General features: G+C 58.3%; 15 protein-coding genes. 9 read left to right on the forward strand and 6 right to left on the reverse strand.

Features of this window, described 5'->3' with window-relative positions:
* Positions 1–115 precede the first annotated feature (115 nt).
* Positions 116–937: an HDOD domain-containing protein gene (locus BK658_RS09865; RefSeq protein WP_123582153.1), complete on the reverse strand. Its 822-nt coding sequence runs from the start codon at positions 935–937 to the stop codon at positions 116–118.
* 36 nt (positions 938–973) lie between these two features.
* Entirely contained in the window at positions 974–1,915 is a 942-nt protein-coding gene (gene ygfZ / locus BK658_RS09870; protein WP_123582154.1) for a CAF17-like 4Fe-4S cluster assembly/insertion protein YgfZ, read from the reverse strand.
* A gap of 149 nt (positions 1,916–2,064) precedes the next feature.
* On the opposite strand from ygfZ, the gene BK658_RS09875 reads away from it, so the two are divergent.
* The gene (locus BK658_RS09875) at positions 2,065–2,319 is read left to right on the forward strand and encodes an FAD assembly factor SdhE (protein ID WP_007944081.1); all 255 of its coding nucleotides are present in this window, start codon (positions 2,065–2,067) and stop codon (positions 2,317–2,319) included.
* Positions 2,320–2,465: 146 nt separating this feature from the next.
* Entirely contained in the window at positions 2,466–2,915 is a 450-nt protein-coding gene (locus BK658_RS09885) for a protein YgfX (protein ID WP_123582155.1), read from the forward strand.
* Here the strand turns inward: BK658_RS09885 and nadB are convergent.
* Complete coding sequence (gene nadB / locus BK658_RS09890; RefSeq protein ID WP_123582156.1) at positions 2,884–4,500, reverse strand: L-aspartate oxidase; 1,617 nt, start codon at positions 4,498–4,500, stop codon at positions 2,884–2,886. The genes BK658_RS09885 and nadB overlap by 32 nt on opposite strands.
* Positions 4,501–5,055: 555 nt before the next feature.
* On the opposite strand from nadB, the gene rpoE reads away from it, so the two are divergent.
* The 4 genes from rpoE (at position 5,056) to BK658_RS09915 (ending at position 8,900) form a co-directional block, all read left to right on the forward strand.
* Entirely contained in the window at positions 5,056–5,637 is a 582-nt protein-coding gene (gene rpoE, locus BK658_RS09895) for an RNA polymerase sigma factor RpoE/AlgU (RefSeq protein ID WP_019692537.1), read from the forward strand.
* A 31-nt stretch (positions 5,638–5,668) separates the two neighbouring features.
* The gene (locus BK658_RS09900) at positions 5,669–6,256 is read left to right on the forward strand and encodes a sigma-E factor negative regulatory protein (RefSeq protein ID WP_054596107.1); all 588 of its coding nucleotides are present in this window, start codon (positions 5,669–5,671) and stop codon (positions 6,254–6,256) included.
* 8 nt (positions 6,257–6,264) lie between these two features.
* Positions 6,265–7,224 carry a MucB/RseB C-terminal domain-containing protein gene (locus BK658_RS09905; RefSeq protein WP_123582157.1) on the forward strand — a complete coding sequence of 320 codons (960 nt, stop codon included), beginning with the start codon at positions 6,265–6,267 and terminating at the stop codon, positions 7,222–7,224.
* Positions 7,225–7,472: 248 nt separating this feature from the next.
* Entirely contained in the window at positions 7,473–8,900 is a 1,428-nt protein-coding gene (locus BK658_RS09915; RefSeq protein WP_123582159.1) for a DegQ family serine endoprotease, read from the forward strand.
* 64 nt (positions 8,901–8,964) lie between these two features.
* On the opposite strand, the gene BK658_RS09920 is transcribed toward BK658_RS09915, so the two are convergent.
* A complete protein-coding gene (locus BK658_RS09920) occupies positions 8,965–10,398 on the reverse strand; it encodes a M48 family metalloprotease (RefSeq protein ID WP_123582160.1) in 1,434 nt (477 codons plus the stop codon).
* 97 nt (positions 10,399–10,495) lie between these two features.
* On the opposite strand from BK658_RS09920, the gene BK658_RS09925 reads away from it, so the two are divergent.
* Both BK658_RS09925 and BK658_RS09930 read left to right on the forward strand, forming a co-directional pair.
* Entirely contained in the window at positions 10,496–10,735 is a 240-nt protein-coding gene (locus BK658_RS09925) for a sulfurtransferase TusA family protein (RefSeq protein WP_054596111.1), read from the forward strand.
* Positions 10,736–10,766: 31 nt separating this feature from the next.
* Entirely contained in the window at positions 10,767–11,837 is a 1,071-nt protein-coding gene (locus BK658_RS09930; protein WP_123582161.1) for an AI-2E family transporter, read from the forward strand.
* 125 nt (positions 11,838–11,962) lie between these two features.
* On the opposite strand, the gene BK658_RS09935 is transcribed toward BK658_RS09930, so the two are convergent.
* Positions 11,963–12,436 carry a peroxiredoxin gene (locus BK658_RS09935; RefSeq protein WP_123582162.1) on the reverse strand — a complete coding sequence of 158 codons (474 nt, stop codon included), beginning with the start codon at positions 12,434–12,436 and terminating at the stop codon, positions 11,963–11,965.
* Positions 12,437–12,446: 10 nt separating this feature from the next.
* Positions 12,447–13,007: a glycine cleavage system transcriptional repressor gene (locus tag BK658_RS09940; protein WP_019692529.1), complete on the reverse strand. Its 561-nt coding sequence runs from the start codon at positions 13,005–13,007 to the stop codon at positions 12,447–12,449.
* Between the two features lie 329 nt (positions 13,008–13,336).
* On the opposite strand from BK658_RS09940, the gene dapA reads away from it, so the two are divergent.
* A complete protein-coding gene (gene dapA, locus BK658_RS09950) occupies positions 13,337–14,215 on the forward strand; it encodes a 4-hydroxy-tetrahydrodipicolinate synthase (protein ID WP_054596114.1) in 879 nt (292 codons plus the stop codon).
* Positions 14,216–14,231 lie beyond the last annotated feature (16 nt).

The following is a 14,231-nucleotide window of genomic DNA, read 5'->3' on the forward strand; positions in this document are numbered from 1 at the left end:
GTAGTGTCTGTTCTGGCCCCATCGCGAGCAGGCTCGCTCCCACACTTGATCCCCTGTGTGTCGGAAGTCCTGTGGGAGCGAGCCTGCTCGCGATGGGGGCGCTGCGGTCTCTTGATCAATAAAACATTGATCGTGATTCATCCAGATCGCTGCACATTGCCGTGTTCTCCGGATCAATCCCCAGTTTTTTGAACGCTGGCACGTTGAACACATCGATTCTGGACAGCGGATGATCGGTGTCCTTGTGGCAATACAGGCTGGCGATCTGCACCAGATCAACATAATCGACCTGCTCGGACTGACGCTTGAAGTCCAGATACAGCCCCGGCAGTTTCACCAGCATTTCCGGAAACTCCCAGACCTGCAGCAGCTTGTCACCGAGCAACGGATGAATGTGCTCGATCACATGGTTGAGGCTGACCGGGTCTGACAGCAGCTCGTAGTGGTCTTCGGCGTAGGTCAGAATCGGCAGCACGCCGATCTGATGCACCAGCCCGCCAAGGGCCGCCTGATCCGGTTTCAATTGGGTATGGCTGCGGCACAGCGCATAGCTGACGCCGGCGATTTCCAGACTCTTTCGCCAGACTTCGCGCATCTTCTGTTCCACCACGTCGGAGCGGGCATGGAAAATCTGTTCCATGACCAGACCGATAGCCAGGTTGCTGCTGTAATTGATGCCCAGTCGGGTGATCGCCGTGTGCAGGTCGGTCACCTCTTGAGCTGCACGCAGCAACGGACTGTTGACCACCTTGATCAAGCGCGCGGACAGCGCGGTGTCGCGGCCGATGACTTTGCTCAGGTCGGCGACGCTGATTTCCGGGTCTTCGGCGGCCTTGCGAATCTGCAGGGCCACTTCCGGTAACGTTGGCAGAACCAGGTCATCGTTATCGATGGCCTCAACCAAATCCTGTTGGACCTTTTCCGCCAGCTCGCTCATTTAGTTTCTCTAGGGCATTGCAAAAAAATGCTGCAGTTAACGCTGGATCTCGCGATCACGATCCAGTGAGTAAGGCAGATCGAGCAGGTGCAGGGCCGGGCCCTCCAGGGCACCAAGGTGCACATCGCCACTGTCCGCGGCTTCGGCTTGCAGCACCGCTAACAGCTCGATGTTCTGTTCGGCACGAGCGGCGATCACCACTTCACCAATGGAACTGCCATGGGTTGGGGAAAACAGTGCGGTGCCTGGCTCGGGCAGCTCGGTGGCGTCGAGTTGCAGGCGATACAACCGACGCTTGAGTTTGCCCAGGTACTGCATGCGCGCGACGATTTCCTGGCCGGTGTAACAACCTTTCTTGAAGCTCACGCCGCCCACGGCTTGCAGGTTGAGCATTTGCGGAATGAACAGCTCGCGGGTCTGCGGCATGACCTGGCCGATGCCGGCGCGGATCTGCCCGAGCAGCCACTGGTTCAGGTCGCCTTCAGGCAGTAGTGCGGCGAGCGTGTTGCGCAAGGTGCCGACCTGACTGGCCGCCGCCCAGAGTTCGACGCGATCGGCTGACACACGAATGGCAATCAGACCGTCCGCGCGAGCAACTGCGCCGTCTTCCCGGGGAAGCGCCAGGCCCAGGCCGGACAGGACGGCTTCCGAGTGCTGCAGGCCAAAGCGAACCCAGGCAGCGCTTTCGTCGGTCAATTTGGATTTGGAGAACACCGCGTACTTTTTGAGGTCCGCCAACTGTGGCTCCAACAACTCGCTGGCCATCGCCAACAGGACCCCGTCACCTTCCAGCAGGATGCGAAAACTCGACTGCATGCGGCCTTTTTGGGTGCAGCGTGCGCCGAGGCTGGCCTGGGTGTCGCTCAGGTAATTGAGGTTGCAGGTCAATTGTCCCTGAAGGAACTTGCTGGCATCGGAGCCGCGGACGGCGAGCACGCCTTCGTGGGACAAGGTGCAGAAAAAAGCAGAATCAGCCATGGGTCATCGCAGGGTAAAGAGTCTGGGGGACATCATAAGGGGGCGCCCTTGAAATGGGTAGTTCACAAAGGTTCGAACGTGCCCGACCAAAGCCGACTGTTCGACAGGGATTGGGGCTGTATACTTGCACTCTATTTGAGGAGCGCTCCATGGTCGAAGATGTTGAACTGAATCGCCTCTACTGGCACAGCCGTCGCGGCATGCTCGAGCTTGACGTGTTGCTCGTGCCGTTTGTCAAAGAGGTCTATCCGCACCTCAACGATGTCGATCGCGACTGCTACCGCAAACTGCTCGAATGCGAAGATCAGGACATGTTCGGCTGGTTCATGGAACGCGCCGAGTCGGAAGACCCTGAGCTGCAGCGCATGGTTCGCATGATTCTGGACCGTGTCCAACCCAAGTGAGAGTGTCCTGTCTCACAGTTACTGTTTCTTTTTGACGGCGTCTGTTGTCGCCATGCCGCGTTGCCGCTCCTCGCCATAGCGGGCTATGACTCGTCGCGGCGCCTTGCCTGGCAACAACAGCCACTCGCCAAAAGAGAAACGTAACCGTGAGAAAGGACACCCAGTTTGAGTGCCGCTGGCATGCCTCGCGGCAATTGCTGGCGGCTTATCTTCTCGCCCAGCTGTTCGCGCTGGGTTCGCTGTTGCTGCTCTCTATACCGGTATGGGCCAGTTTGCTCGGCATTGCGCTGTGCGCGGTTCACGGTTTTTGGGTGTTGCCGCGACAGATTCTGCTGACACACCCGCAGGCATTTCGCGGCTTGCGCCGGGACGCCGATGGTTGGCAACTGTGGAATCAGGCGTCGGGTTGGCAAACTGTGCAATTACGTCCAGACAGCCTGGCGCTGCCGTTGGTCGTCGTGTTGCGTTTTCGTCTGCGCGGCGAGCGGCGGGTCCGGGCGATCTGTGTGCCACGCGATGCGCAGGCGGCGGATGTTCACCGACGCCTGCGGGTCCGGCTCAAGTTCAGTCGGCGTAGGTGGGCGGTACCAGAATAGTGTCCAGCGCTTCTGGCAGCATGTTCGGGTAATCGAGGGTGTAATGCAGGCCGCGACTTTCCTTGCGCTCCATGGCTGAGCGAATCATCAGTTCGGCCACCTGGGCCAGATTACGCAGTTCGATCAAATCCCGGCTGACCTTGTAATTGCTGTAGAACTCGTCGATCTCGTCCAGCAGCAGGCGCACGCGATGCTGGGCGCGTTGCAGGCGCTTATTGGTGCGCACGATGCCCACGTAGTCCCACATGAACCGCCGAAGCTCATCCCAGTTGTGCGCAATGATCACGTCTTCGTCGGAGTCGGTGACCTGGCTGGCGTCCCAGGCGGGCAGGGTGCTCGGAATCTCGACTTGAGGCAGTTGTTCAAGAATGTCTGCCGCCGCCGAACGGGCATAGACGAAACACTCCAGCAGCGAGTTGCTGGCCATGCGGTTGGCACCGTGCAGGCCGGTGAAGCTGGTTTCGCCAATCGCATACAGGCCGGGCACGTCGGTACGACCGTGTTGGTCGACCATGACACCACCGCAGGTATAGTGCGCAGCCGGAACCACCGGGATCGGCTGCTTGGTGATGTCGATGGAAAACTCCAGGCAGCGTTCGTACACCGTCGGGAAGTGCGACTTGATAAAGGCTTCAGGCTTGTGGCTGATGTCCAGGTACACGCAGTCGATACCCAGGCGCTTCATTTCATGGTCGATTGCCCGGGCGACGATGTCCCGTGGCGCCAACTCGGCACGCGGGTCAAAGCGCGGCATGAAGCGTTCGCCGTTCGGCAGCTTCAAATGTGCGCCTTCACCGCGCAGGGCTTCGGTAATCAGGAAGCTTTTGGCTTGCGGGTGGTAGAGGCAGGTGGGGTGGAACTGGTTGAACTCCAGATTCGCCACCCGGCAGCCCGAACGCCAGGCCATGGCAATGCCGTCGCCGCAAGCACCGTCAGGGTTGCTGGTGTAGAGATAGACCTTCGCGGCACCGCCGGAGGCGAGGATCACGAACCGCGCGCCATAGGTATCGACTTCGCCGGTGCCGCGATTGAGCACGTAGGCGCCAAGGCAGCGATCACCTTCCAGGCCCAGGCGCTTTTCGGTGATCAGATCAACGGCGACCCGTTGCTCCAGCAACTCGATGTTTGGTCGTTGCCGTGCTTGATCAAGCAACGTATTGAAAATCGCAGCGCCTGTGGCGTCGGCGGCATGAATAATGCGTCGATGACTGTGACCGCCCTCGCGGGTCAGGTGAAACTCGAAACCGCCGTCTTCAGTGCCGGACTGTTCATCGCGGGTGAATGGCACGCCCTGATCGATCAACCATTGAATGGCTTCGCGACTATGCTCGACGGTAAAGCGCACGGCGTCTTCGTGGCACAGGCCTCCGCCAGCGTTGAGCGTGTCATCGACGTGGGATTCAACGGTATCGGTGTCATCCAGCACGGCGGCGACACCACCCTGGGCCCAGTACGTCGAACCGTTGGCGAGGTTGCCTTTGCTCAGTACGGCAATGCGCAAATGATCGGGCAAGGTCAATGCCAGACTCAAACCGGCAGCGCCGCTGCCAATCACCAGAACATCGTGTTGAAACTGTTGGCTCATTTCAGGATTCCGCTCAAAGCGACCCGGGTCGGGGTTGGCGCTAGACACCTGAATCGGCGAGTCGAGACAGCCACACAGCGCACTAGTATATAGAGGGGTGGATCGGCACAATAGTCGGGCCTACGTGGCAATGTGAAACTACTGTGACGGAAAAGGTAGAGGGTCTGTAGGACAATTTACACGCGGGATCGACGATAAGACAGCCTGATCGCCGATGAAGCGCTGTTTTTCGCCGCATGGTAATACATTATTCGTTTCGCACGACTATAAAGGTTGGGAACTTTGCCAGGCGTCCAAGCTCAATAGAAGGTTGCCTGAAACAAGGAACAGCGTCGGCTTCACGCAGGATTTGTGTTTTGGTCATTGCGGGTGGATTCGACGAAAAGATTATTCGCGTAGCCGGCCAGCCTGTGCTGCGTCTTTCGTGTGTGCCAAATCAGAGCGCGCAGGAAACTTGCTTGGAGGGGGAGAACTTTTGCGAAAAGCCCGAGTCTATGTTTGCAAGCCTGATCGATTAGTTATGCAAGCCTCCTCCGAGCTTATCGAGGAGTGTTCATGCTAACCCAGGAAGAGGATCAGCAGCTGGTCGAGCGCGTTCAACGCGGCGACAAGCGCGCTTTCGATCTGCTAGTGCTGAAATACCAGCACAAAATTCTCGGGTTGATCGTGCGTTTTGTGCACGACACCCATGAAGCCCAGGATGTCGCACAAGAAGCCTTTATCAAGGCCTACCGTGCACTTGGAAATTTTCGCGGCGACAGCGCGTTTTATACGTGGCTTTACCGCATCGCCATCAATACGGCGAAAAACTATCTGGTTTCACGCGGCCGCCGGCCGCCGGATAGCGATGTCAGTTCAGAGGATGCAGAGTTCTACGATGGCGATCATGGCCTCAAGGATCTCGAGTCTCCAGAACGTGCATTGCTGCGTGATGAGATCGAAGGCACCGTCCATCGAACCATCCAGCAACTGCCAGAAGATTTACGTACGGCATTAACTTTACGTGAATTCGATGGTCTGAGTTACGAGGACATTGCGAGCGTCATGCAGTGTCCGGTGGGTACCGTGCGCTCCCGGATTTTCCGCGCTCGGGAAGCCATCGACAAAGCCCTGCAGCCGTTGTTGCAGGAAAGCTGAGACAGCGGCGACAGCCAAGAGAGGAACCGCCATGAGTCGTGAAGCCCTGCAGGAATCGCTGTCCGCAGTGATGGATAACGAAGCGGACGAACTGGAATTGCGTCGGGTATTAAATGCCTTTGACGATGTTGAAACCCGCGAGACCTGGGCCCGTTACCAAGTCGCTCGGGCAGTCATGCACAAAGACCTGCTGATCCCTCGTCTGGATCTTGCTTCGGCCGTTTCTGCTGCCCTGGCTGACGAGGCCGTACCGGTCAAGACCACTCGTGGTCCGTGGCGTACCGTGGGTCGTCTGGCGGTGGCCGCATCGGTGACCCTTGCTGTTCTGGCTGGCGTGCGCCTGTACAACCAGGATGAGATCGCCGGTGTCGAATTGGCCCAGCACTCCACTCAACCGGGTCTGGCCGTTCCTCAAGTAAAAGGTCCAGCCGTTTTGGCAGGCTACAATGAGAGTTCGGAAGCCACTGGTCCTATGGCCAACGGCGTATTGCAAGGTCAGCCGGGCTGGCATGATCAGCGTCTGCCAGGCTACTTGCGCCAACATGCTCAACAAGCTGCACTGAAAGGCACTGAAAGTGCTCTGCCTTATGCTCGTGCGGCAAGCCTGGAAAACCGTTAAGGAGGATCATGCGCGCCATCCCTCTACTTACGCTGCTGGTGACTGGCTGGTTTGTTGTTCCAGCCTATGCCGATGAGGCTCAGGACTGGTTGGCCCGCCTGAGCCAGGCCGAACAACAGCAAAGCTTCCAAGGCACTTTCGTCTACGAGCGTAACGGTAGTTTTTCTACTCACAACATCTGGCATCGCGTCCAGGATGGCAAAGTCCGCGAGCGTTTGCTTCAGCTTGACGGTTCTGCTCAGGAAGTCGTACGTATTGATGGGCATACTCAATGCGTCAGCGGTAGTCTGGTAGCGGGGCTGGGGGATACTCCCGACTCTTCTGCGCGTGCACTTGATCCACAAAAGCTCAAGAATTGGTACGACCTTGCCGTCATCGGCAAATCGCGCGTGGCTGGACGCCCGGCGGTCATTGTTTCACTGACGCCGCGTGATCAGCATCGTTATGGTTTTGAATTGCATCTGGATCGCGAAACCGGCCTGCCGTTGAAGTCATTGCTGCTCAATGACAAGGGGCAGTTGCTGGAGCGTTTCCAGTTTACCCGCCTGGATACGGCCGAAATACCGGCCGAGCGTGATCTGCAAGCCAGCATCGAGTGCAAGGCTGTGACGCTCGATAACGACAAGGCATTAGCGGTGAAAACCGCTCAGGTATGGCATTCCGACTGGTTGCCACCTGGCTTCGAACTCAGCAGCAGTAGCGCACGCAAGGATCCAGAGACCAAGGTTCAGGTCAGCAGTTTGATGTATGACGATGGCCTGGCGCGTTTTTCGGTGTTCCTGGAGCCGCTCAATGGCGCAGTGGTTACCGATACGCGTACTCAGCTAGGCCCGACCGTTGCAGTTTCGCGACGCCTGACAACGCCGAATGGCGAGATGATGGTCACTGTAGTCGGCGAAATTCCGATCGGCACCGCTGAGCGCATTGCGCTCTCCATGCGCGCCGATACCACTGCGGCCAAGCAGTGAGTTGATCCAGTGATGCTCATCGGGCAGCCGGTCAGTTGTGAAAGAGGCCAGCAATTGTCCACTGCACAATTGAGATGTCGAAATGTTTGGTGAGCATTTCCATTTGCAAAATCCCCAAAAATTTTCTATAGGTCAGAGTCCCACGGCTCTGGCCTTGTTTGTTGTTCCCGGAACAAAAGTACCGGTGTATGTTTCCCGGTATTCCTTGCTCCATATCGCTTAACCATGCTCGTCGTAACGGGAGCCGTATGTCGATACCACGTTTGAAATCCTACCTCTCCATTTTTGCCGCTGTATTGGTGCTCGGTCAGGCAGTCAGTGCCCAGGCGGCCGAGCTGCCTGACTTCACGCAACTGGTCGAGCAAGCCTCGCCTGCGGTAGTGAACATCAGTACCACGCAGAAATTGCCGGACCGTAAGGTCTCCAATCAGGATATTCCGGATCTGGAAGGCTTGCCGCCGGCGCTGCGCGAGTTTCTCGAGCGTGGCATGCCGCCACAGCAGCGTTCGCCTCGTAGTCGTCAGCGTGAAGCACAATCCTTGGGTTCAGGGTTCATCATCTCGCCTGATGGCTACATTCTGACCAATAACCATGTGATCGCCGATGCTGATGAAATCATTGTGCGTCTTGCCGATCGCAGTGAGCTTAAAGCCAAGCTGGTCGGCACTGACCCACGTTCCGATGTGGCGTTGCTGAAGGTCGAGGGCAAAGGTCTGCCTGTGCTCAAATTGGGTAAATCCCAGGATCTGAAAGCCGGACAGTGGGTTGTCGCCATCGGTTCGCCGTTTGGTTTTGACCACACGGTGACCCAGGGCATCGTCAGTGCCATTGGTCGCAGTCTGCCGAACGAAAACTATGTGCCGTTCATCCAGACCGACGTCCCGATCAACCCAGGTAACTCCGGTGGTCCGCTGTTCAACCTGGCGGGTGAAGTGGTAGGGATCAACTCGCAGATCTACACCCGTTCCGGTGGTTTCATGGGTGTGTCGTTTGCGATCCCGATCGATGTCGCCATGGATGTTTCCAATCAGCTGAAAAGCGGTGGCAAAGTCAGCCGAGGCTGGTTGGGTGTGGTCATTCAGGAAGTGAGCAAGGATCTCGCCGAGTCCTTCGGTCTGGAGAAACCGGCCGGTGCGCTGGTGGCGCAGATCCAGGACGGTGGTCCGGCTTCCAAGGGTGGTTTGCAGGTCGGTGACGTGATCCTGAGCATGAACGGTCAGCCGATCATCATGTCGGCGGATCTGCCGCATCTGGTAGGCGCGCTCAAGGCCGGTGAGAAAGCCAAGCTTGAGGTGATTCGCGACGGCAAGCATAAAAACGTCGAGCTGACGGTTGGCGCAATTCCAGAGGAAGGTAAAGAGCTGGATACCCTTGCCAAGCCCGGTGTCGAGCGCAGCAGCAATCGACTGGGTGTATCCGTGGCCGATTTGAGCGATGAGCAGAAAAAGGCCTTCGATCTCAAAGGCGGCGTGGTGATCAAGGACGTTCAGGAAGGTCCTGCCGCCCTGATCGGCCTGCAACCGGGCGACGTGATTACTCACTTGAACAATCAGGCGATTGGTTCTGCCAAGGAGTTCACGGAAATCGCCCAAGCGCTGCCAAAGAACCGCTCTGTATCGATGCGGGTCTTGCGTCAGGGACGTGCCAGCTTCATTACCTTCAAACTGGCTGAGTAAACCGGTTAGTCACTGAATAAAAAAACGCCTCGAAAGAGGCGTTTTTTTATGGGGCAAAGAAATGTCAGCCCATCATGTCCTTGACCAGGCGCTCTTGCTCCATCAGCTCCCGTTGACGCGCATCGATGCGTGACGACAGCGGGAAGTTGGTGCCTGCGCGACGTTTGGCAAAATCCAGTTGCTGGATCGCCTGGCGGTAGTCGCCGATCAGTGCGAAGTACTCGGCGCGGGCCTGATGCAGGCCAATGATGTTACCGGACAGGCCGCGAGTCTCGGCTACCATGTACCAGACGTCCGGATCGTTCGGGCGGTTCTTGAGCAGGGCTTCAAGGGCTTTCTCGGCGTCAGCCGGGCGGTTCTGCTTGAGCAGCAAGTCGACCCGCACCTGATTCAGCGGATAGTTGCGCGGGTACTGCACGAGTATCCGGTCGACCCGCGTCTGTGCATCCGGCAGGCGATTGTTGGCGATGTCCAGATCGACTTGCGCCAGGTTGTAGATGATTTCGTCAGGCGACTTGGCCAGCAACTGCTTGAGGTTCTCGCGGGCGTCGTTGAACAGGCTGCCCTTGATCTGGGCGATTGCCAGGCCATAACGTGCTACGTCGCTTTTCGGGTTTTCATCGAGTTGGGCGCGAAAGCGTTTAGCGGCAAGACCTGGACTGTCTTCGTAGAACAACTGGACGCGCGCGCGAATCAATTGATACGTCAGGCTGTCTTCCTTGCCGCCCGGCTTGAACTGCTCGGCGCGGTTGCGGGTGTCGGCGATTCGCGATTCGGTGACCGGGTGAGTCAGCAGAAATTCGGGAGGTTTGGCATTGAAACGGTACTGGCGCATCAGACGTTCGAACATGGTCGGCATCGAGCGCGGGTCGTAACCGGCTTTCTCGAGGTTGAGCATGCCGATACGGTCGGCCTCCTGCTCCTTCTCCCGGGAGAAGCGTAGTTGCTCCTGAATGGCCGCTGCCTGGGTGCTGGCGATGGCGGCGATACCGGCGTCTCCGGCGCCAGCCGCGGCCACGATGATCCCGCCGAGTAGAGCGGCCATCATCGGGATTTGCATACGTTGCGACGCTTCGACGCCACGAGCAAAGTGGCGTTGCGACACGTGAGCCAATTCATGGGCAAGTACCGAAGCGTATTCGCTTTCGGTCTGGGCATTCAGAAACAGGCCGCCGTTGACCCCGACAATCCCGCCGGGTGCGGCGAAGGCGTTGAGTTGCGGGCTGTTGATCAGAATGAACTCCAGGCGCCGGTCGTTGACCTGGCTGGTTTCCACCAGTTTATAGACGCTGGTTTCGACGTAATCCTTGAGCAGTGGGTCGTTGAGCTGTGACACCTGGCTGCGCAGCATCGCCAGCCATGCGCGGCCCAACTGGTATTCCTGCTGTGGCGATACGATGGCAGAACTGGCATCGCCAAGTGACGGCAGGTCGTCGGCAAAGCCTGGCGAGGCTAGCAGGCAAGCGAGCGTCAGCAGGGTGGGGCGCAGAAAAGTCATGCACAAAGCCTTAGTCGACAAAGACCTTACTGTAGCCGGACACATGCGTTGCGACCAGATATTCTAGATCACTCAATCACCTATCCGGAGTGAAGCAATGACCGACGCTGTAGAGCATGACGCCGAACTGGACGCCAGCGGGTTGAACTGTCCATTGCCGTTGCTCAAGGCCAAGCTGGAGCTCAATCGCCTGCCCAGCGGCGCGGTACTCAAGGTCATCGCTACCGATGCCGGTTCGCAACGCGACTTTCGCACCTTTGCCCGTTTGGCCGGTCATACGCTGCTTCATGAAGAGGATGAGGCTGGCGTTTATCGCTACTGGCTGAAAAAAGCCTGAATTTTGCGGCGTTCATTGTTAAGGAATATTGATGTTCAAAGTGTTACGCGACTGGATTCAGCGCTACTTCTCCGATGAGGAGGCCGTGGTCCTGGCCGTGCTGCTCTTTCTGGCCTTCACCGCGGTCCTGACTCTGGGTGGAATGCTCGCGCCAGTATTGGCGGGGATGGTGTTGGCGTATCTGATGCAAGGTCTGGTCAGCACCCTTGAACGCCTGCATTTGCCCGCTGCCGCCGCGGTGGGGTTGGTGTTCGCATTGTTCATGGGCATGTTGCTGCTATTTCTGGTCGTGGTGCTGCCGTTGCTTTGGCATCAACTGATTGCCTTGTTCAACGAACTGCCGGGCATGCTCGCCAAATGGCAGTCGTTGCTGCTGTTGCTGCCCAAACGCTATCCGCATCTGGTGTCCGATCAACAGGTGCTGCAGGCCATCGAAGTGGCGCGTGGCGAGATTGGCAAGTTCGGTCAGTGGGCGTTGACGTTCTCGCTGTCCAGCTTGCCATTGCTGGTGAACATCATGATCTATCTGGTGCTGGTGCCGATTCTGGTGTTTTTCTTCCTCAAGGACCGGGCGATGATCGGCCAGTGGGTCCGCGGGTATCTCCCGCGTGAGCGTGCACTGATCACCCGCGTTGCGGAAGAAATGAACCGGCAGATCGCCAATTACATTCGCGGCAAGGTCATGGAAATGGTCATTTGCGGCGCAGCGACCTACATCGGCTTCGTTACCCTGGGGCTCAACTACGCCGCGCTGCTGGCGCTGTTGGTCGGCGTTTCGGTGGTGGTGCCGTATGTCGGGGCGGTGGTGGTGACCGTGCCGGTGCTGCTGATTGCCTTGTTCCAGTGGGGCTGGAGCGATCAGTTCATCTACTTGATGGCGGTCTACGGGATCATTCAGTTGCTGGACGGCAATGTGCTGGTGCCGCTGCTGTTTTCGGGGGCGGTCAATCTGCACCCGGTGGCGATCATATGCGCAGTGCTGCTGTTCGGCGGGCTGTGGGGGTTCTGGGGCGTGTTTTTCGCGATTCCGCTGGCCACCCTGTTCAAGGCCGTGCTGGATGCATGGCCGCGCAAGGAGCCGATTGTCGCGCCGCTGCTCTAGCGATCGATTTTAGGTGTGCGTTGGCAGACGGGCCTCTTCGCGAGCAGGCTCGCTCCCACAGGATTTGCGCAGGCTCTGTGGGAGCGAGCCTGCTCGCGATGAGGTCCGGACAGGCGCCGAAATATTCAGGCCTTGTTCAGCGCTTGGGCCGCAGCCAATACCGCGTCAACATGCCCTGGCACTTTCACACCACGCCATTCCTGACGCAGCACGCCGTTCTGGTCGATCAGAAAGGTGCTGCGATCAACACCCATGTATTCCTTGCCATAGAGCTTTTTCAGCTTGATCACGTCGAACAGCTGGCAGATGGCTTCGTCCTTGTCGCTGATCAGCTCGAACGGGAACTCCTGTTTGCACTTGAAGTTCTCGTGGGATTTCAGGCTGTCACGCGACACGCCGAACACTTCGGTGTTGGCCGCGGTGAACTGCGCATACTGGTCGCGAAAGCCCTGACCTTCGGTGGTGCAACCCGGCGTACTGTCCTTGGGATAGAAGTAGATCACCACTTGCTTGCCCGTGAGGGCCGCGAGGCTGACGGTCTGCCCGCTGGTGGCAGGCGCTTCGAAGTCGGCGACAGGTTGGTCGATAGCAACGGCCATGGGAGCTTCCTTACATTGGGTTCTGTGGGCGCCACGGTTCGATCAGCGCGTCCAGGTTCAGCGCGTCGGCGAAATCCAGGAACTGATCGCGCAGCCAGCTGATCTGCACGCCGGCCGGTAGCGTCACGGTAAACGTGGCGTTGAGCATGGTGCCGCCGGTTTGCGGCGCCTGATACGTGTCGCAGGTCAGGTTTTCCAGCTCGACGTTGTGGTCCATGAAGAACTGGCACAGCTCGTTGATGATGTCCGAGCGGTAAGCCGAGCTGACATAGGCGACATACGGCAGGGCCTGTGGACGGTTCTCCAGCGCCGCGCTGCGTACCACGTTGACCGTGAAGGCGTGCTTTTTGGCGAGGCTCGACAGGCTGCCTTCAAGGCGCGCCAGCGCGTCCCAGCTACCGGAAATCTCGAGGACCAACGCACTGCACTCGCCATGACGGGTCAGGCGAGAGGTGACCACGGCACAGCGGTTTTCATGGCTGGCGCGGCACAGGACGTTAGTCAGCTCCATGGGGTTGGCGCCAAGGGCACTGATGACAAGGAATTGTTCGCGAACTGTGGGGGTGGACATGCAGCATTCCTAAAGCGATGAGCGGTCGGTACTTATCAAGGGCCGATTCGTCGGGGTGGGCGTCCGGATGCGAAATCAAAAAGCCCGAGCCAGATGGTTGCGACGAGCTCCAGTGAGGCGAGATCGGGTAGGCGGCAACGCAGGATCGGGGCTTGTGAGGCCGAAAGTGGAGGCTGGAACCCGGCGTACGAGCCTGTCGGTACTGATCAAAGTCTGAAGGGTAGCGAAAACCGGCGCTTAGGGGAATGGCGCGAGCGCAGTACTTCGCTTGTACAAGCATCTTGGCGCCAGTACCATTACCGTTCTCTTTTTCCGGCAGGAGCGGTTGCATGATTGCGGGCAGTATGGTGGCACTGGTCACACCCATGGATGCACAGGGTCGTCTTGACTGGGACAGCCTGAGCAAACTGGTGGACTTTCACCTGCAAAACGGCACCCACGCCATTGTGGCGGTCGGCACCACAGGTGAGTCTGCGACCCTTGACGTGAACGAACACATCGAAGTGATTCGTCGCGTGGTCAAGCAGGTCAACGGTCGTATTCCGGTGATCGCCGGTACAGGCGCCAATTCGACGCGCGAAGCGATCGAACTGACCACCAATGCGAAGACCGCCGGCGCCGATGCGTGCCTGCTGGTAACGCCGTACTACAACAAGCCGACGCAAGAAGGCCTGTACCTGCACTTCAAGACCATCGCCGAAGCTGTCGACATCCCGCAGATCCTCTACAACGTGCCGGGTCGTACCGCGTGCGACATGCAGGCCGAGACGGTTATCCGCCTGTCGACCGTGAAGAACATCATCGGCATCAAGGAAGCCACAGGCGATCTTTCGCGCGCCAAGGCCATCTTGGACGGTGTCAGCAAGGACTTCCTGGTGATTTCCGGTGACGACGCCACCGCAGTCGAGCTGATCCTGCTGGGCGGCAAAGGCAATATCTCGGTGACCGCCAACGTCGCGCCGCGTGACATGAGCGATCTGTGCATCGCCGCCTTGAACGGTGATGCCGTGAAAGCCCGCGCGATCCACGAAAAGCTGATGCCGCTCAATAAAACCCTGTTTATCGAATCCAACCCTATCCCCGTGAAATGGGCGCTGCATGAAATGGGCTTGATGCCGGACGGTATCCGTCTGCCGCTCACCTGGCTCAGCGAAGCCTGTCACGAACCGCTGCGACAGGCCATGCGCCAGTCCGGCGTATTGGTTTAATTGAGGAAGTACAACG

It is taken from the genome of Pseudomonas brassicacearum (genome assembly GCF_003732175.1).
Lineage (GTDB): Bacteria > Pseudomonadota > Gammaproteobacteria > Pseudomonadales > Pseudomonadaceae > Aquipseudomonas > Aquipseudomonas brassicacearum_G.